Here is an 18346-nt window from a genome sequence, read left to right as displayed (position 1 = left end):
CGTTCCGACGATGCTGACATAAAAGAGGGGGTTTTCGACCAACTGCACCGCGACGCGACGGGTTTGCGACCGTGACGCGCCAGACTGACAACGCGGACGCGACACTGGGGCGACAGTCGCGCGACGAAGACGCGACAGTTACGCGACAACCTTACAGAGCGGACCAGGTGGGGAATCGGATCATCGACCAGCGTAGATCAGAAGAAATCCAACATTTGAAGCCCGCGCGTCAGGCAAAGGCGATCAGCGCGCTTTCATAGCTGACCCAGCTCATCACCATCAGCGGGATGGTCGCGAAGGCGATCGCCACCGCGCTGCTTGCTCCATGTCCGCTCGTCCGTTTCATCTGAACCTCCTGCGCCACATTGTTTGCAGGGCGCGTGCCAATCCGGCGATCGGCGGATTTCCGTCGGTTCTGCCGTTAAGCGGTAGATGGGAAGTCGGACGCCACGCCAAAGTTCAGTGATTCTTACGGTGGCGCAACATTAGCTTGGGGCGGCGGAGCATGGCAGGATGGCGGGGATGATCCTATCTGCCCTGATCCTCGCGACGACGCCGCAAGCCGATCCTGCCGCCGATGCCAGCGCGTGTATCCACGCGGTCCCGCCCGCCAGCGGGACGATCGGAACGCTCGAAAATCGCTGCACCGACCGGCTGGTGGTGTTCATGTGCGTGACCGGGCCGCCATCGCGGGAGCGCGCGACCTATTTCGACTGCGCCAAGGGACAGGTCGGCAGCTATGATGTGAAGGCCCTGGGCAGCGCGCCCGCGATCTTTGCCGGGGCGCGGCGGTTGCACATGTTCGCGTGCCGGTTTCCGCAGTTTCTGCCGCGCGATGTGCGGTATTTTCACGGGCGGGGGCTGCGGGGGACGTGTCGGTAGCCCTCGGCAACGTGCAAGAAGAAGAAGAAGAAGAAGACCCTCCCCAACCCCTCCCGCAAGCGGGAGGGGCTAAGAAGAAGGCAGGCGCTAACAAAGAGAAGGGGCGGCCGCACCGTCGTGCGACCGCCCCAGCTCTTGACGAAAAACGCCGATCAGGCGGCGTCTTCGTAATCCTCGTCGGTCATCACCGGACCCGAGTCCTGGCCCTTGGCCGAGACGTCGCGGTCGACGAATTCGATGATCGCCATCGGCGCCGCGTCCGAAGCGCGCGGGCCGGTCTTGATGATGCGGGTGTAGCCGCCGTTGCGGTCGGCGTAGCGCGACGCGAGCACGTCGAACAGCTTCACCAGCTGCGCATCGTCGAGCAGACGGGCATGGGCGAGACGGCGGTTCGAAAGACCACCCTTCTTCGCCAGCGTGACCAGCTTTTCGACGTAGGGACGCAGTTCCTTCGCCTTGGCGACGGTGGTGGTGATCTGCTCGTGCTTGATCAGCGCAGCCGACATGTTGCGGAACAGCGCAAGACGATGAGCCGAGGTACGCTGAAGCTTACGACCGCCGTACTTATGGCGCATGGGTATTTCCTTTCGGTTCGTTCGGGGGCCGTATCAGGTACCCCGGACCCGGTGGGACGGTGAGCCACCAATCAATCCGTCATCCCGGCGAAAGCCGGGATCTCCATGAGGTTGTCCCCTGCCGCACGAGACCCCGGCTTTCGCCGGGGTGACGGCTGGGTGAGGAGCCGAAGCTCCTTACCCCATGATCTCCTGCTCGAGCTTCTTGGCCATCTCTTCGATATTCTCAGGCGGCCAGCCCGGGATTTCCATGCCGAGGCGCAGGCCCATGGACGACAGCACTTCCTTGATTTCGTTCAGCGACTTGCGGCCGAAATTCGGGGTGCGCAGCATCTCGGCTTCGGTCTTCTGGACCAGATCGCCGATATAGATGATGTTGTCGTTCTTGAGGCAGTTGGCCGAACGGACCGACAGCTCGAGCTCGTCCACCTTCTTGAGCAGGTAGCGGTTGATCGTCGCGGTGTCGCTGCCGCTTTCCGACGCAGACGACTGTGCGGCGACGCCGACCGGTGCGCTGCGGGTGATGGCCGAATCGTCGAAGTGGACGAACAGCGCCAGCTGGTCCTGAAGGATGCGCGCGGCATAGGCGAGCGCGTCTTCCGGGGTCACGGTGCCGTCGGTCTCGATCGACAGGCTCAGCTTGTCATAGTCGAGTTCCTGGCCGACGCGGGTGTTCTCGACCTTGTAGCTGACCTGACGGACGGGCGAGTAGAGCGCGTCGACCGGGATCAGACCGATCGGCGCATCCGCCGGGCGGTTGGCACTGGCGGGAACATAGCCCTTACCGGTGTCGGCGATCAGTTCCATGTTCAGCGTCGCGCCGTCGTCGAGATGGCACAGCACCAGTTCGGGGTTCATCACTTCGATGTCGCCCGACACGGCGATGTCGCCAGCCTTGACTTCGGCCGGGCCGGTGGCGCTCAGCTGAAGGCGCTTGGCACCTTCGCCCTGCATGCGCAGCGCGATCTGCTTCACGTTGAGAACGAGATCGGTCACGTCCTCACGCACGCCGGCGAGCGAGCTGAACTCGTGCAGAACATTCTCGATCTTGATCGAGGTCACCGCAGCGCCCTGGAGCGACGAGAGCAGCACGCGGCGCAGCGCGTTGCCGAGCGTCAGGCCGAAGCCGCGCTCCAGCGGTTCGGCGACGAAGGTCGCCTTCCGCTTGCCGTCACCGCCCTTTTTCTCAAGGCCGTTCGGCTTCTTAAGTTCCTGCCAGTTCTTTGCATTGACAGACACAGGCTTCCCCAAGGTTGGGCAGGATGGGGGGTGCATCCTGCCAGTAGAGAGAGCCGCCCCGCCCCGGATCCGGCACCCCGGACCCGCAGGCGAAGCGGAAAGGTAAATCAGACGCGGCGGCGCTTGCTGGGGCGAACGCCGTTATGCGGGATCGAGGTCACGTCGCGGATCGACGTGATCTGGAAACCAACCGACTGAAGGGCGCGAAGGGCGCTCTCGCGGCCCGAACCCGGACCCTTCACCTCGACCTCGAGCGTGCGGACGCCGTGCTCGGCGGCCTTGCGGCCCGCGTCCTCGGCAGCGACCTGCGCGGCGTAAGGCGTCGACTTGCGCGAGCCCTTGAAGCCCATCATGCCGGCCGACGACCAGCTGATCGCGTTGCCCTGGGCGTCCGTGATCGTGATCATGGTGTTGTTGAAGCTGGCGTTCACATGGGCGACGCCGGCGGTGATGTTCTTGCGTTCGCGACGGCGAAGACGCTGCGGTGCTTGTGCCATTATTCAGTAATCCTTCGAAAATCGAAGCAGGCGGGCCGCGGTGAGGCGGCCCAGCGGCTTACTTCTTCTTGCCAGCGATCGGCTTCGCCTTGCCCTTGCGGGTGCGGGCGTTGGTGTGCGTGCGCTGGCCGCGAACCGGCAGCCCCTTGCGATGACGCAGGCCGCGATAGCAGGCAAGGTCCATCAGGCGCTTGATGTTCATCGCGGTTTCGCGACGCAGGTCACCCTCGACCGTGTGGTCGGCGTCGATGGTTTCGCGGATCTGCAGCACTTCCTGATCGGTCAGGTCCTGCACGCGGCGCTCAAGCGTGATGCCGAGCTTTTCGGTGATCTGCTTCGCCTTTGCCGGGCCGATGCCGTGGATATACTGAAGCGCGATCAGAACGCGCTTGTTGGTGGGCAAGTTAACGCCCGCAATACGTGCCATGAAATAGGTTCTCCCAGCTCCACAGGGCGTGCATGGCAGCATGCCCCATCTCGTAGCGTTGACCCGGAACGCAAGCGCGCGACAGACATGCAAGCACGCTGCCGTTCACCGGTGTTTCGGAAGATGCGCGACATATTCACCGCAGCCCGCACTGTCAAGCGCCGGGTCCGGGGAATTTCTGGTTGGAATGGCATACACCAATTTCGCGACCCGGCCAAGCGCGCGCATCCCCCGACCGTCTCATTGTCGGACCGGTCAGTTGCGCTCGGCCGCAGCCTTCAGCCCCGGCATCTGCGCGCCGATCACCTGATCGACCACCTTCGCGAAACTCTCGATCCCATTGGGGTGATAGCCGCCCGCGACATAGGTGACGGTCAGCGCCGTCCCCTGCCCCTCCGCCTTGAGCGCAAAGGTCATCGTCGCGTTGACCGCGCCCGATTGCAACGGGCCGAACGCGCCGGAGAAACGGAACACCTTGCCGCGATCGGCATAGAGGGTGCGGGCATGCTCGACCGCGCCGCCCGGCATCCTTTCGCACCAACAGCCGCCGGGCCGGGGGTCGATCGACAAATTGGCGGCGTCGCCGGTGTAGCTGTGGTCCTTGCTCCACCACAGCGACGGTTTGGCGATCGTGTCCCACACTTTTTCTGGCGGGGCGGCGATGACGAGCTTGTGGGTCGAGACGAAGCCGGCGGGGTCGGTCTTGGTCACCTCTGCCACGGCCGGGGCCGCACCCAGCATCAGCGCTGCCGCAATGATCGGTTTCATGCCACCACTCCTTCATCCGGCCGCCGCAGGAACGGCTGCCGTTTCACATAAGCCAGGCTGCGCCACGCCCATTCGAGCGGGCCGTTGGCGAAGCGCAGCACCCATAGATTGGCGACCACTACGCACAAGGCGATCACCCCGGTCGCGATCCAGAATTGCGTCGCCCAGCCGTACTTGCCCCATAGGCCAAGGCCATAGGGCGCGAACAGGATGTGCAGCCCGATGATCTGTTGCAGGAAGTAGAGCGAAAAGGCCGTGCGTCCGCACGCCTTGAACGGCGACAGGATGCGCTGGCCGATGCCTGTTTTGAACAGCAGGTTGATCAACGCGACATGGCCGATGCTGGTCGCGATCCGGGCGAACTCCGTCGTGATCCAGATCGTCTTGGGATAGGGCGCGAAGCTGCTGATTTCGAGCGCGCCGACATAGCGCGCGGTGAGGCCGAAGCTGTAAGTGAGCGCGAGCAGGACCGCGTAGAAGCGGGTGCTCCGCTGCCCCTGGATCACCCCCCATTTCCACAGCGCGATGCCGATCAGCATCACGCAGAACGCCTCGACCACCATGACGTAGAGCAGCCCCTTGCCGATGAAGAAGCTGGTCCAGCTGTTCCACATATATTGAGCATAGGGCAGCCAGCCGCCCGAATAGGCGGTCCGCTCCTTCTCCAGCTCCTTCTTCGTCTCGGCCGTCGGCTTGAAGCGGTCGAGCTTCTTCTGCCACTCGCCAAGCGCGGCCTTGTGGTCGGCGGACAGCTGCGCACCGGTTGCCTGTTGCGCCTGTGCCGCCTCGACCCGTGCGACCAGCGAGGTGCGCCCGCTATACTCGATTGCGCCCGTCACTGCAGTGAACAGCGCGAACAGGCAGCCGAGCGCGAGCAGCAGCCGGGGGCCGAGCAGGCGGAAGGGGAAGAGGAACAGCGAGGCGAGCGCATAGGTCAGGAGTATGTCCCCCACCCACAGCACGACGAAGATGTTGAGCAGGCCGAACACCAGCAGCCACAGGGTGCGGCGCATGAACAGGTCGGCGACCGCGACCGGTCCGTCCGGGGTCATCGCCTTGGCCGTCAGCACCATGAACCCCGCGCCGAACAACAGTTCGAGCACGCCGCGCTGCGTTCCCTCCAGAAAGGTCTGGAGGCCGATCCAGGTGGTGCGATCGGCGGGGGTCCAGCCAATCGTGCGGAAGTCCCCGAACAGCGCGCTGACCGACGACGCCTGAAAACTGATGTTCATGTAGAAGATCAGCAGGATCGCGAGCCCGCGCAGCACGTCGAGAATCTCGATCCGCGCGCGGCCCGCGACCGGTGCTACCGTTGCATTATCCGACACGACTCGCCCCCGCTCCCCGTCGAGGCGCGAGGGTGATGCGGGGGCGATGGCCGGTCAAATCATTTCGCGGGCGGCGCATCCTTGCCCATGTGGCGGTCGAGGAAGTTGAGGATGGTGGTCCACAGATGCACGCTGATGCCGGGACCGGCGACGCGGTGGGTCTGGCCGGGATAGAGCATCGTTTCGAACGGCACCGCCGCGCCCTGCATCTTCGCCATCATCACCGTCGAATGCTCCAGCACGACATTGTCGTCGGCCATGCCGTGAATCAGCAGCAGGGGATCGGTGATCTTCGTGGCGTCGGCGACGGTGTTGGCCTTGTCATAGGCGGCCTGAACCTGACGCGGATCGCCCATGTAGCGCTCGGTATAATGGGTGTCGTACAGCTCCCATTTGCTGACCGGGGCGCCGGAGATGCCTGCGGCGAAGGTGCCGGGCGCGGCCTGGAGCATCTTGAGCGTCATGTATCCGCCATAGGACCAGCCATAGGTGGCTATGCGGTTGGCATCGACGAAATCGAGGCCCCTGAGATAGGCCGCGCCGGCAAGCTGGTCCTCGACCTCGACCCCGCCCATCGCCTGGAACAGGTGATCCTCGAACGCCTTGCCGCGATTGGCCGCGCCGCGATTGTCGAGGACGAACCAGATATAGCCGCGATCGACGAGATACTGCTGGAGCGCGCCGCCCCAGGCGCGGCTCACCTGTTGCGAATGCGGGCCGCCATAGTGATGGAAGAAGACGGGGTATTTCTTGCCCGGCTCCAGCTTCGGCGTGATCATTTCCCAGTGCAGGACGGTGCCGTCCGCCGCCTTGATCGTGCCGAACTGCTTTTGCTGATGGCTGGCGAGATAGGGGGCGTAGGGGTGATCCCCGGCGACCTTGTTCTCGTTGACCCAGGCGAGGCGCTTGCCCGCAGCGTCGGTCAGCATCACCTGCGCGGGCTGGTCGCTCTTGGAACGGGTGAGGATGATCCGGCTGGCGCTGCCATCGGCGCTGGCACCATGCCACCAGCCGGGTTCGGTGATGCGGGTGACCGTGCCAGGCTTGTTCAGGTTCACCGTGTAAAGGTGGCGTTCGAGCACGCCGTCCTTGTTGCCGGTGAAGGTGATGCGCCCGCTCTTCTCGTCGATCCCGACGATATCGGCGACTTCCCAATCGCCTTTGGTCAGCTGCGTCCACTTGCCTGATTTGAAGCGGTAGAGATGGCCGTGGCCGTCGCGTTCGGACCACCAGATCAGGCTGCCGTCCTTCATCGGGTGATAGGCGTCGGAAAGGTTGACCCAGCTGCGTTCGCCCGACTTCTCGCTGAACAGCACGCGCGACGCGCCGGTGGCGGGATCGACCGCGAGCATGTCGAGCACGGTCTGGGCGCGGTTCTGGCGCTGGACCAGCAACGTCTTGCCATCGGGCGTCCAGTCGACGCGGGCGAGGTAGATGTCGGTTTCGGTGCCGAGATCGACCTTGACCCGGCCGGAGCCGTTAGGGTTCATGACATAGAGGTCGACCAGCACATTCGCGGTGCCCGCCTTGGGGTAGCGCTGGTCGTAGATCTTGGTGCCCTCCGCACCGATCGCGGCGCGGCTGACGATGCCGACCGGGCTTTCGTCGAAGCGCTGGACCGCGATGCGCCTGTCGTCTGGCGACCACCAGTAACCGGTGCGGCGGCCCATTTCCTCCTGCGCGACGAACTCGGCCTCGCCGAAATAGACGGTCCCCTTCCCCTCGGTGGTCGCCTTGGCCTCCTTGCCGGTCGCGAGGTCGAGGACGACGAGGTTCTGGTCGCGGACGAAGCTCGCAAAGCCACCGCGCGGGCTGATCACCGGGTTCAGTTCGCCGCCCTCGGTCGCGGTCAGGCGGCGAACATTGCCGTCGAGCGTGGCGAGATAGAGGTCGCCGTCGAGGGGCACGAGGATCGCCTTGCCATCGGGCGCCCAGTCATAGGCGACGATGCCCTTGCTCCCGCCGATCCGCGCGCGTTCGCGCTGCATCTTTTCGGCTTCGGACAGTTCCGCGCCGGTGCCGAGCTTGAGGCTGTCGACCAGCATCCGCCATTCGCCGGTCGCGGTGTCCATCGCCCACAGGTCGAAGCGCTGATTGTCGTCGGGGCGGTTGCGCAGCACGGTCACCAGCGTGCCGTCGGGCGAGAGGCGCAGCGCGCGCGGCGTCGTACCGGCGAGATCGGGGCTGGCGAAGACCCGTTCGAGCGTCAGGTCGCCGCTCGCCACGTGCTGCGCCTCAACGGGCATAGCCACCCCCGCCGACAACAATGCCATCGCACCCAACGCCGCTTTCCACATCCTGCAACCCGTCCATTGTTTCGATTGTCCGCACGCCTATCGGGCTTCCGTGCGGGCAGGTAAAGTGTCGCGCGCAACCAGTTCGCTCACGCCGACGATGCGGAAGCCGCGTGCCTTGAGCCCGGCCAGCACCAGCGGGAGCGCTTCGCGCTCGACGCTGCGGCTGGCATACATCGGGTGGATCAGGATGATCGACCCCGGCCGCGCCGCCGCGATCACCGCATCGGCATAGGCGCGCGCGCCACCGGGACGCGCGACCGGCTCCTCGAAATCCCACATCGCGATCGTCTTGCCGTCGAGCGCTCCGGCCAGACCGGTGAACTTGACGCCATAGGGCGGGCGGAACAGCTTCGGGCGCGGCGCCCCGGCGGACTCCACCACGCGGTCGGTGCGGGCGATCTCGTCGCGATAGGTGGCGGAAAAAGGCGAGATCATGCGGCGGTGATGCAGGCTGTGGTTGCCGATCTCATGCCCCGCCGCCGCGATCCGCCGCAGCCCCTCGGGATAGGCTTCCGCTTCCGCACCGATGACGAAGAAGGTCGCGCGTGCGCCGTGCGCGGCGAGCACCGGGAGGACCGCATCGAGCCCAGCGCGGGTCGGCCCGTCGTCAAAGCTGAGCGCGACGATCTTGTCCTGCGTGGCGACGCGACAGGTGACCGGTGCGCCGAACGCCCAGCACCGCGCCTGCATCGCCGCCCTGAGCCCCCAGGCGGCGACGAGCAGCAGCGCGACGGTCGCGCCTGCGATGATCAGCCTTCGACGCTTCATTCCACGGCCTCCCCGCTCAGTACATAGCGCGGCCCCGCCCCCTCCGCCCCCCGCCTTGTCGGCGGGGTTGTACAGCCCGCATTTGCGCAGCGACAGGCAGCCGCAGCCGATGCACGTATCGAGCTTGTCGCGCGTCCGTTCGAGCAGCGCGATGCGGCGGTCGATCTCGGCGCGGAAATGACGGCTGATGCGGTTCCAGTCGGCGAGCGTCGGGGTGCGGCCATGCGGAAGGCGGCTGAGTTCCGCGCCGATCTCCTCAATCGTCAGCCCCAGTCTCTGGGCGATCAACGCGAAGGACAGGCGGCGGATGTCGGAGCGGAGGAAGCGGCGCTGATTGCCGCTGGTGCGGATCGGCGCGACCAGCCCCTTTGCCTCATAGAAGCGGATGGCGGAGACACTGAGCCCGGTGCGGGTTGCCAGTTCGCCGATGGTGAGCAGTTCGTTGCCGCGCATTTTCCGTTTGACCTCAACTTAAGTTGAGGTTGTAGCGGGGTCGGGCACTCACGCAAACCGCAAAGGAATCGCGATGCCCACGACCTTTATCGAACACGCCAACCTCACCGTCACCAGCCCGCAGCGCACTGCGAAGCTGATCCAGCATCTGTTCGGCTGGCACATCCGCTGGCAGGGCGCCGCACGCGACGGCGGCACGTCGATCCATGTCGGCGACGACCGCTTCTACCTTGCGCTCTACGCACCGCCGGTCGATGCCGAGCGCCGCTACCCCAAGGGCCAACCGCTCAACCATGTCGGCTTCGTAGTCGACGACCTGGACGCGGTAGAGACCAAGGTCGCCGCCGCCGGACTCAAGCCGTTCGGGCACGACGACTATGATCCGGGGCGGCGCTTCTACTTCCTCGATTTCGACGGAATCGAGTTCGAGATCGTCTCCTATGGCTGACCGATTCTCCCACCCGGAAGGAGGAGGATCGGTTGCCTATGCCGGGCGCTTCAGCGGCCGCGCGCACAGGCTCAGCATGCGGGTGGCGATCTCGCGCTCGCCGACCACCACGTCACCCGCGCCCTTGGCTTCGAGATGCGCGAGTTCCGCATCCGAATGGGCGCGGGCGACGATGGCGATGGTCGGATTGAGGGCGAGCACCGCTTCGACCACGGCGCCCCCCTCGAACCCCTCGGGAATCGCGATCAGCAGCGCGTTCGCGCGATCGACGCCTGCGGCCTTCAGCGCTTCCGGATCGACCGCGTTGCCGCGCACCACGTCCAGTCCAGCCTCCTTCGCCGCATTGGCCATGTCGGCCTGATCCTCGATCAGGATGAACGGGCGCCGCTTCGCCAGCAGGTCGCGCGCGATCAGCTTGCCCACCCGGCCATAGCCGACCAGCACGACATGGTCGGTGCGGTCGCCGGTGTCTGCGGGCGGCTCGATCGGGTCGGTCTTTTCCTGCCGACGCGGCACGAACCAGTTGAAGATGAACGGATTGGCGAGGATCGAGAGCAGCGCCCCGGCCAGGATCAGGTCGCGGCCAGCGGGCGGCAGGATTTCAAGATTGGTGCCGAGACTGGCGAGGATGAACGAGAATTCGCCGATCTGCGCCAGGCTGGCCGCCGCAGTGATCGCGATGCGGTGCGATCGGCCGAGCATACGGACGATGCCATATGCGGCGAGCGACTTGCCGATCACGATGATCAGCACGGTGGCGATCAGCGGCAGCGGCTGCTCGACGATCACCGCCGGGTTGAACAACATGCCGACAGAGACGAAGAACAGCACCGCGAACGCATCGCGCAGCGGCAGCGTCTCTTCGGTCGCCTGTCGGCTGAGCGGAGTTTCGCCCAGGATCATGCCCGCGAAAAAGGCGCCCAGCGCAAACGACACGTCGAACACTACCGCCGCGCCGAACGCGACACCCAGCGCGATCGCCAGCACGGCAAGGCGGAACAGCTCCCGCGACCCGGTATGCACCACCCAGTGCAGCGCCATCGGGATGAGGCGGCGCGCGACGAGCAGCATGACGACGAGGAAGCCGGTCACCTTGAACGAGATCTGCGCGAGCGGGACGAGCACCGAACTCCACGTCATCGGACCGTCGCTCTTCATGATCTCCGCCAGCACAGGGAGCAGGACGAGCGCGAGGACCATCACCAGATCCTCCACGATCAGCCAGCCGACGGCGATCCGCCCGCGTTCGGTGTCGACGATGCCGAACCCCTGAAGCCCGCGCAGCAGCACCACGGTGCTGGCGACGGACAGCGCCAGGCCGAACACGAAACCCGCCAGCGGGTCCCAGCCCAATGCCCAGGCAAGGCCCATCCCCATCAGCACCGCCGAAGCGATCTGCACGATCGCTCCCGGAACCGCGATCTTGCGCACAGCGAGCAAGTCACGCAGCGAGAAGTGCAACCCGACGCCGAACATCAGCAGGATGACGCCGATCTCGGCGAGTTCGGCGGCGAGGTTTCCATCGGCGACGAAGCCGGGCGTAAAAGGCCCGACCATGATCCCGGCGAGCAGATAGCCCGCGATCGGCGAAACCTTCAGCTTGTGGGCGATCGACCCCATGATGAAGGCAATGACGAGGCCCGCGACGATCGTGGCGATGAGGGGGGTGTGGTGCATAGGCTGGCGGTCGTCCCTGTTATTACCCGGACCGCAGCGAGCGGTCCGGGCGGTGCGGCTATCCCTGTGTCCCGCCGATCACCAGGGCGGCGGCGGCGGCACTCGCCGCGACTCCACCCCAGACGACCGGCGCGAACCACCAGGGTGGCCGCTTCTTCTTCTGGTCCATGACAAAACTCCCGATGACGCCGTGGCCGGCGAAAGGGTGGCGTGTCAGACCTGTGGGGGGCCGCGCGGGCTACCGTCGAGGACGGGGTGCGGGTGAAGCGAAAGCGTGGCAAGCACGGTGACGATCGGCGCGCGATCGGTCTTGATCGGCGGGATCGGTGCGGTCGCCAGCGCGGGGGTTGCAAGATCGCTCGCCCCGGCGGCGGGTCCATCGTCGCGGCGCGGCGTCTCCGCCATGATACGCGACGCGGGGCGGATCGGTTTGAGCGCGACCGAGGTCGTCGCGGGGTTGAAGGCCGAGCCGTAAGCAATGGTGCGGGGCAGACCGCTGCTGAGCAGCGAGGAGGCCAGCGCGACGAGCAGCGCGATCCACAGCGCCATGGCCCGAACCGGTCGGGCGTCATGGGAGCCGAGGGGGATCATGCGGGCTGTCACAGCTTCAACTTAGTGTGGCGTGCCGCAGAATCAAACGGGGCGCGGAAGCTTTTGCCTCCGCGCCCCGCGCTTGTTCCTGCCGGAAGCCGATTACTCGGCGGCGGCAACGTCCTTCGACGGACGCGGGTCGCGGCGCTCGGCGATACGCGCCGACTTGCCGGTGCGGCCGCGCAGATAATAGAGCTTCGCACGACGCACCACGCCGCGACGGACGACTTCGATGCTGTCGATATTCGGCGAATAGAGCGGGAAAACGCGCTCGACGCCCTCACCGAACGAAATCTTGCGAACGGTGAAGTTGCTGCCCATGCCCTTGTTGGCGCGGGCGATGCAGACGCCTTCATAGTTCTGAACGCGGGTGCGCTCGCCTTCGACGACCTTCACGCCGACCTTCAGCGTGTCGCCGGGACGGAATTCGGGGATCTTCTTGTCGGCCAGGAACTTCGCGACGTTCTCGGCCTCGATCTGCTGGATGAGGTTCATGCTCATTCGTCCTTCTGTTGCCGCGCGCCAGAGGGAGGATGGACCCGAGCGCCCTCATGGCGCTCCCAAAGATCCGGCCTCCTTAGCCGTGTATCGGTCTCGGCCTGTTGCTTTCGCCAGGCGTTGATCCGCGCATGATCCCCCGATCGCAGCACTTGCGGGATCGTGCGCCCTTCCCATTCGACGGGTCGGGTAAATTGCGGATATTCGAGGAGGCCGCTTTCGAAGCTTTCCTCGACTCCGCTGGAAGGCGCGCCCATTACGCCGGGAAGCAGCCGAATGCAAGCATCGAGAAGGACCAGCGCGCCCATCTCTCCGCCCGACAGCACATAGTCGCCGATCGACACCTGCTCGATCGGGCGCGCGTCGAACAGCCGCTCGTCGAACCCCTCGAACCGTCCGCACAGGATCGACACGCCGGGACCAGCAGCGAGCGCGCGCACGCGGTCCTGCGTCAGCGGCGCGCCGCGCGGGGTCATCGCCAGCATCGGGCGGTCGTAACCGACGCTGTCACATGCTGCGGCGAGGATATCGGGCTTGAGCACCATCCCCGCCCCGCCCCCGGCCGGCGTATCGTCCACCGTGCGGTGCTTGTCGGTCGCGAAGTCGCGGATCTGGACAGTGTCGAGGCTCCACTTCCCCTCGTTCAGCGCGCGTCCGGCGATCGACGCACCGAGCGGGCCGGGAAACATATCCGGGTAAAGCGTTAGGACGGTAGCGGCAAAGGTCATCGCGCCTGTTCGCCGCTTGAACGCCAATTGGCAAGGGAGCGGGCATGGAAGATTGCATCATCGTCGGCGCGGGGCCGGCCGGACTGACGGCCGCGATCTATCTGGCGCGCTATCACCTGTCGATCCGGCTGTTCGATTGCGGGTCGAGCCGCGCAGCGCTGATCCCGCGCACGCACAACCATGCCGGCTACCCCGAGGGGATCGAGGGGGTCGAGCTGTTGCGGGCGATGCTGGCGCAGGCCGAGCGGTTCGGCGCGGTGCGCGAGCCGGCCAAGGTGACGCGGGTCGAGCCCGTCGCGGACGGCTTTGTCGTTCATGCGGGCCAACGGCGGTTCGAGGCGCGGTCGGTGCTGCTGGCGACCGGGGTGGTCAATCACCGGCCAGAGGGGATGGCGGATGCGGTGCATGATCCGGCGCTGGCGCGCGGGCTGCTGCGCTATTGCCCGGTGTGCGACGGTTACGAGGTGACCGACAAGCGCGTGGGCGTGATCGGTACCGGGGACCATGGGATGCGCGAGGCGCTGTTCCTGCGCGGCTTTACCCGCGACGTCACGCTGATCGCGCCGGATGTGGAGCATCGGCTGGACGATCCGTGTGTCGCGGCGCTGGAGGAGGCAGGGATCGGCCGGATCGACGGTCCGTGCGGCGGCTATGCGATCGAGGGTGAGCGGATCGCACTCGATACGGCGGCGGGGCGTATGACGTTCGACAGCATTTACCCTGCGCTGGGATCGCGCATCCGCTCCGACCTTGCCGTCGCGGCGGGCGCGGCAGCGACCGAGGACGGATGCCTCGAGGTGGACGACCACCAGCGCACCAGCATCCCCGGCCTGTTCGCGGCGGGCGATGTGGTGAAGGGGCTGGACCAGATCAGCAACGCGATGGGTCAGGCCGGGGTCGCGTCGACGACGATCCGGAATATGCTGAGTGAACAGCGGGCGATTTGGCGGTAGCGCGCGGCGAAAGCTGACAAAGTTACGGGCAACGCGCGCGATTCTGTCAGCTTTGGGCGGGGTGGCGCGGCGGGACTGAAAGCTGGGAGAAGTGTCCAGATTCGGCATCGGACCGTTTAGATATGCCGGATCGGGACTTGTAGGAAAGCGCTATTGTGGAAACCGACCGAGCCGGTGTTAGGGCGAGAAATGGGTGGGAAGCTGCCATCGCTAATTTGCCAAGCTGGCTTGGGCTTCTGCTACAATCTCTTGCTCAAGGTCCTCGGTATTTGTGTCCGTATACGCTTCCATCCGCCAACGACCGTCAAGGTAATGTTGCCCGACCGGGCTTTCCAAGAAGTCAACGATCTTGACTAACTCGTCCTCTGTAAACTCCCAGTTCACATGGTCCTCGTAGGCCTTTTGATAGGTCGAACGATGCCTTTCATAGGCTTTCTTGAGCGCTGACATTCGGCGCTCAAAGCCACCCAGTAAGTCTTCTGCTGGCAGGGCACCTGCCTTCACGGGCCACATCACTCCGCCCGGTATGGCGTAACGCTCAAGAAAGCTCCCGCTATCGAGTTGGTGTTGGCGACCTATGGCCTTCAGAAACCGCTTGATCAGGGCGAGCTTGGTCGCGCTTGGGGGAGTTTCGATTTGTACGGCAGGAGCCGTTTGCGAAGGAGCCGACTGCCGCCCCGGTTCGTCAGTCGCTGCTATGCTCAATAGGGATGCCAAGCCGAAAAGAAGTGCGCTCATTCCGGGACTGTGGACTGGAACCGGAAACGTCCGCAATGGGGTCGTTAGCCGACAGTCCTCTTGTCGCCGGCACTCAATCCGGTCGCGGCGCGAACCGTAGCGCCTGAATGGTCGGCGGGTTGGTCGGGGCGAGCAGGATCTGGCCGTCGAGTTTGCCCTTGGTGCAGTTCCAGCGGAAGGCGGTGGAGAGGTTTCCGGTCGGGGCCAGCGGTTCGGCGGTGGGGCAGTCGCCGACCACGCCCTTGATCCGCGCGAATTCGGTCCGCCAGTGCGCGGCGTCGCGGTCTAGCAGGAAGTTCATCGCCAGCTTGCCGTCGAGCGGCTTGAGATCGCCCGCCGCATAGGCCGCGCGGGCGGCGTCCTGCATCTGGGCGAGCAATGGATTGAGGGCAGTCGCGCGCGGGCTGGCGGCCCCTGCCCGTGCCAGCGACCATAGCGACTGCCACACGGCCACGGCGGGCGCGGTATAGGTGCGGTTGGTGAAGGCGAAGGCGGCGATGCCGCGCTCAGGCGCCAGCACGACATAACTGCCATAGCCGGGATAGCCGCCGCCATGCTCCAGCGCGACACCGAGATCGCAGTCGCTGGTGATGCGCAGCCCCATGCCGTAGGCGGTGGCGTGGCGGCAGCTGTCGCCCTCGGGAGCGCCGCGACGCGGGCCGACGCGGACGAAGTTGAGGCCCTGCACCATTTCCCGCACCGTCGCGCGCTTGACCGGGCCGGCCTCGGCACCGTCGCGCGGGGGCCAGGCGGCGAGGAGGAAGCCGACCCACTTCGCATAGTCGTTGGCGGTGGTGATCATTCCGCCCATCGCCCCGAACGCACCGTCGCGCATTTCCGGCTCGGCGACCCACTTTTCGTCCTCCCAGCGATAGCCGAGCGCGAACTTGTCGCGCGGTACCTGTGCGATGTCGTAGGTGGTCGCGGTCATGCCGAGCGGCTTGAGGATCGTGCGGCCGATATAGGCCTGATAGGGCTCGCCCGAGGCGTTGGTGATGATGCGGCCGAGCAGCGCATAGCCATAGTTGGAATATTCGTGCGCCATGCCGCCGGTGCGGCTCCACGGCACGCCCTGCGCGATCATCGCGCTGAACTGCGCCTCGCTCAGCACCTGCTGCCGGTCGCCCCAGGGATCGTCGGTGACCATGCCGCCGACATGGGCGAGCAGGTCGCGGATGCGGATGCGCGGGCTGTCGGTCGTGGGGTATTTCCAGCCGCGCATTTCGGGGATGTGCTTTTCGGCGAGGTCGTCGAGGACCAGCCTGCCCTCATCGCGCAATTTCAGGATGGCGAGCGCGGTGAACGCCTTGCTCATCGACGCGATGCGGAAGCGGGTGTCCAGCGTGACCGGCGCGCCGCCGGGAGTCTGGGTGCCGACCATGGAGGAGAGCGCAGGCTTGCCGTCCTTGATGACCATATAGACCATGCCGGGGGTCGGATTCTGGTCGCGATACTTGGCGAAATGGTCACCGATCTCCGTCACCTGAGCGGGCGGGATCTGCCCGGCAGGGGTCTGGGCGAGTGCGGGCAGCGGGGCGAGCGCGAGGGCGGCGGCAAGGCTGAGTTTCATGCGCGCCAAGCAATCAGAGATGCGCGGCAATGGAAAGCCTAATCTGGCGCAAGCCCGGTGCGCAGTGCCAGCGCCCAATCGCCCCGCCCTTCCCGCTCGGCCTTGGCCGCGGCACTTGCGTGATCATAGGCGACCGAGCGGAGGTCAACCGTAGCGCCGCTGACCAGGGCGTAGCGCGCGTGCGGATCGCCGGTTTGCGCGGCATGGGGAAAGGGTAGGTCATCGCGATAGGCCTGGAGCCCCACGCTGCCCGGATTGGCGGCGGTGCGGCCGTCGGCCAGGGTCCGGATACCCGGGAGATGCGAGTGGCCGCACAGCGTGAGCGACGCCGGGTGGTTGCCCAGCCGCTCCGCGATCTCGGCATCGGTGGCAGGACGCAGGCCGGCTGGCTCGACGGTTTCGAGCAGTTGCTCGACATCGCTGCGCGCGGTGCCGTGGACCAGATGAATGCCGTCGATGCTCAGCGTCGCGGGCTGGGCGGCGAGCCACGCCAGTTGCGCATCGTCGAGCGCGGCGCGGGCGAAGCGGTCGGACCCGTTCATCCGCTCTGGCGGATCGGCCAGCAGTTGGCGCTCATGATTGCCCGCGATCGTCGGCCAGTCGAGCCGCATCAGCAGCGCAGCGGTCTCGGCGGGCCAGAGCGGGCCGGACAAGCTGTCGCCGAGATTGACGAAGCGGGTCGCGCCGGCGGCCTGCGCATCGGCGATGACCGCTTCGAGCGCGGGGAGATTGCCATGGATGTCGGACAGGACGGCGATCATGTCGCCGCGCTCACTCCGCCCAGCCGTCGGCGATGGTCAGCGTGGTCGCGTCCCAGGCGGGCACGGCTTGCGCGCGCATCGGGACCATGAAGCGCTTGCCGTCGGGCTTTTCGATTTCGATGAGATCGCCCGCGCCGAAATTCTCGACTGTCGCAACGGTGCCGATCGGTGCGCCGCTCTCGGACACGGCGGACAGCCCGAGCAGGTCGGCGTGGTAATATTCGCCCTCGCCCAGCGGGGGAGTTCGTCGCGCGCGACGGTGAGTTCGGTGCCGCGCAGCGCTTCGGCGGCGTTGCGGTCGGTCACCTCGGCAAAGCGGGCGATCGCGCCGTTATTGCCGGGGCGTACCGATTTGAGCGTCAGCGCGCCGCCATTGAAGCGGCGGTGTACCGACAGGTCTTCGGCAAAGACCTTGAGGCGGACCTCCCCCGTCACGCCGTGCGCGCCGATAATGACGGCGAGCGTGACGGGCAGGTCTCCCCTCCCGCTTGCGGGAGGGGTCGGCGAAGGGCTTGTCTCAGGCGGCATCGCTAGTGGACATGCCCTCCCCTAGCCCCCTCCCGCAAGCGGGAGGGGGACTTGATGGATCAGCCCTCGGCCTTTTCTTCGCCAGCGTCGGCAGCCGGAGCTTCCTCGGCGGGTGCTTCGGCAGCAGCTTCCTCGGCGGCCGGGGCTTCCTCGGCAGCAGCTTCTTCAGCGGCGGGCTCTTCGGCCGGGGCAGCGGCGGCGGCTTCGGCAGCGGCCTTGGCTTCGGCGGCGGCTTCCTCGGCGGCCTTCAGCTTCTCGGCCTTCTCCTCGGCGCGCTCGACGGCCTTTTCGCCCGGCTTGCCCTTGTTCGGGTTGTTCTTCGCGGTGCGCTCCTTGACGCCGGTGACGTCGAGGAAACGGGCGACGCGGTCGGTCGGCTGCGCGCCGACGCTCAGCCAGTGCTTCGCGCGATCGGTGTCGAGCACGATGCGCTTCTCGTCGTCCTTGGCGAGCAGCGGGTTGTAGGTGCCGATCTTCTCGATGAACTTGCCGTCACGCGGGCTGCGCGCATCGGCAACGACGATGCGGTAATAAGGGCGCTTCTTCGAACCGCCACGCGACAGACGCATGCTGAGTGCCATTTTCGTACTTCCTTCTTAAAATTCAAACGGTTGAAACGA

Annotated in this window: 18 protein-coding genes and 3 pseudogenes; 3 read left to right on the top strand and 18 right to left on the bottom strand. The window is 66.0% G+C overall.

The features are described from left to right. Window positions 1–522 precede the first annotated feature (522 nt). Window positions 523–882, top strand: coding sequence for a hypothetical protein (locus LRS12_RS15420; RefSeq protein ID WP_257845296.1), 360 nt, complete (start codon window positions 523–525; stop codon window positions 880–882). Between the two features lie 152 nt (window positions 883–1034). Here LRS12_RS15420 and rplQ read toward each other — a convergent pair whose 3' ends face one another. The 9 genes and pseudogenes from rplQ to soxR all read right to left on the bottom strand — a co-directional run bounded on the left by rplQ (window position 1035) and on the right by soxR (window position 9234). After that, window positions 1035–1457: a 50S ribosomal protein L17 gene (gene rplQ / locus LRS12_RS15415; protein ID WP_257845295.1), complete on the bottom strand. Its 423-nt coding sequence runs from the start codon at window positions 1455–1457 to the stop codon at window positions 1035–1037. A 177-nt stretch (window positions 1458–1634) separates the two neighbouring features. Further along, on the bottom strand, window positions 1635–2696 hold the full coding sequence (locus LRS12_RS15410) for a DNA-directed RNA polymerase subunit alpha (RefSeq protein WP_257845294.1): 1062 nt from the start codon (window positions 2694–2696) through the stop codon (window positions 1635–1637). Between the two features lie 107 nt (window positions 2697–2803). Then, window positions 2804–3193, bottom strand: a complete 390-nt coding sequence (gene rpsK / locus LRS12_RS15405) for a 30S ribosomal protein S11 (protein WP_257845293.1) — start codon at window positions 3191–3193, stop codon at window positions 2804–2806. A 58-nt stretch (window positions 3194–3251) separates the two neighbouring features. Continuing rightward, the gene (gene rpsM, locus LRS12_RS15400; RefSeq protein ID WP_224920749.1) at window positions 3252–3620 is read right to left on the bottom strand and encodes a 30S ribosomal protein S13; all 369 of its coding nucleotides are present in this window, start codon (window positions 3618–3620) and stop codon (window positions 3252–3254) included. Between the two features lie 255 nt (window positions 3621–3875). Continuing rightward, window positions 3876–4388, bottom strand: a complete 513-nt coding sequence (locus LRS12_RS15395) for an SRPBCC domain-containing protein (protein WP_257845292.1) — start codon at window positions 4386–4388, stop codon at window positions 3876–3878. Beyond that, window positions 4385–5716 carry a DUF418 domain-containing protein gene (locus tag LRS12_RS15390; RefSeq protein ID WP_257845291.1) on the bottom strand — a complete coding sequence of 444 codons (1332 nt, stop codon included), beginning with the start codon at window positions 5714–5716 and terminating at the stop codon, window positions 4385–4387. Before LRS12_RS15390 ends, LRS12_RS15395 begins: the two co-directional genes overlap by 4 nt. A 59-nt stretch (window positions 5717–5775) precedes the next feature. Then, complete coding sequence (locus LRS12_RS15385) at window positions 5776–7962, bottom strand: S9 family peptidase (RefSeq protein ID WP_257845530.1); 2187 nt, start codon at window positions 7960–7962, stop codon at window positions 5776–5778. An 87-nt stretch (window positions 7963–8049) separates the two neighbouring features. Continuing rightward, window positions 8050–8643: pseudogene (locus tag LRS12_RS20425) on the bottom strand (polysaccharide deacetylase family protein); the annotation flags it as partial. A 134-nt stretch (window positions 8644–8777) separates the two neighbouring features. Next, a pseudogene (gene soxR, locus LRS12_RS20420) lies at window positions 8778–9234 on the bottom strand (redox-sensitive transcriptional activator SoxR). A 73-nt stretch (window positions 9235–9307) separates the two neighbouring features. On the opposite strand from soxR, the gene LRS12_RS15375 reads away from it, so the two are divergent. After that, on the top strand, window positions 9308–9682 hold the full coding sequence (locus LRS12_RS15375; RefSeq protein WP_257845289.1) for a VOC family protein: 375 nt from the start codon (window positions 9308–9310) through the stop codon (window positions 9680–9682). 36 nt (window positions 9683–9718) lie between these two features. Here LRS12_RS15375 and ybaL read toward each other — a convergent pair whose 3' ends face one another. The 4 genes from ybaL to trmD all read right to left on the bottom strand — a co-directional run bounded on the left by ybaL (window position 9719) and on the right by trmD (window position 13176). After that, entirely contained in the window at window positions 9719–11359 is a 1641-nt protein-coding gene (gene ybaL, locus LRS12_RS15370; protein WP_257845288.1) for a YbaL family putative K(+) efflux transporter, read from the bottom strand. 213 nt (window positions 11360–11572) lie between these two features. Next, window positions 11573–11908 (bottom strand): hypothetical protein, encoded by a 336-nt coding sequence (locus tag LRS12_RS15365; RefSeq protein ID WP_257845287.1) that lies wholly within the window; start codon window positions 11906–11908, stop codon window positions 11573–11575. 144 nt (window positions 11909–12052) lie between these two features. After that, window positions 12053–12445, bottom strand: a complete 393-nt coding sequence (gene rplS / locus LRS12_RS15360) for a 50S ribosomal protein L19 (protein WP_257845286.1) — start codon at window positions 12443–12445, stop codon at window positions 12053–12055. A 2-nt stretch (window positions 12446–12447) separates the two neighbouring features. Next, complete coding sequence (trmD, locus tag LRS12_RS15355; protein ID WP_257845285.1) at window positions 12448–13176, bottom strand: tRNA (guanosine(37)-N1)-methyltransferase TrmD; 729 nt, start codon at window positions 13174–13176, stop codon at window positions 12448–12450. Window positions 13177–13220: 44 nt separating this feature from the next. Here trmD and LRS12_RS15350 point away from each other — a divergent pair, with 44 nt between their 5' ends. Beyond that, entirely contained in the window at window positions 13221–14129 is a 909-nt protein-coding gene (locus tag LRS12_RS15350) for an NAD(P)/FAD-dependent oxidoreductase (protein WP_257845284.1), read from the top strand. A 210-nt stretch (window positions 14130–14339) separates the two neighbouring features. Here the strand turns inward: LRS12_RS15350 and LRS12_RS15345 are convergent, their stop codons facing one another. The 5 genes and pseudogenes from LRS12_RS15345 to rpsP all read right to left on the bottom strand — a co-directional run bounded on the left by LRS12_RS15345 (window position 14340) and on the right by rpsP (window position 18307). Continuing rightward, window positions 14340–14867, bottom strand: a complete 528-nt coding sequence (locus LRS12_RS15345) for a DUF2059 domain-containing protein (protein ID WP_257845283.1) — start codon at window positions 14865–14867, stop codon at window positions 14340–14342. Between the two features lie 73 nt (window positions 14868–14940). Next, on the bottom strand, window positions 14941–16437 hold the full coding sequence (locus LRS12_RS15340) for a serine hydrolase (protein ID WP_257845282.1): 1497 nt from the start codon (window positions 16435–16437) through the stop codon (window positions 14941–14943). Window positions 16438–16475: 38 nt separating this feature from the next. Continuing rightward, window positions 16476–17198, bottom strand: coding sequence for a metallophosphoesterase (locus LRS12_RS15335; protein WP_257845281.1), 723 nt, complete (start codon window positions 17196–17198; stop codon window positions 16476–16478). Window positions 17199–17208: 10 nt separating this feature from the next. Next, a pseudogene (gene rimM, locus LRS12_RS15330) lies at window positions 17209–17726 on the bottom strand (ribosome maturation factor RimM). Between the two features lie 59 nt (window positions 17727–17785). Then, window positions 17786–18307: a 30S ribosomal protein S16 gene (gene rpsP / locus LRS12_RS15325; RefSeq protein ID WP_257845280.1), complete on the bottom strand. Its 522-nt coding sequence runs from the start codon at window positions 18305–18307 to the stop codon at window positions 17786–17788. Between the last annotated feature and the right edge of the window lie 39 nt (window positions 18308–18346).

The sequence above is a fragment of the Sphingomonas sp. J344 genome (assembly GCF_024700005.1).
In the GTDB taxonomy this organism is placed as follows: domain Bacteria; phylum Pseudomonadota; class Alphaproteobacteria; order Sphingomonadales; family Sphingomonadaceae; genus Sphingomonas.
The sequence above is the reverse complement of the archived record's forward strand: the minus strand, read 5'-3'. Positions and strand labels throughout refer to the sequence as shown.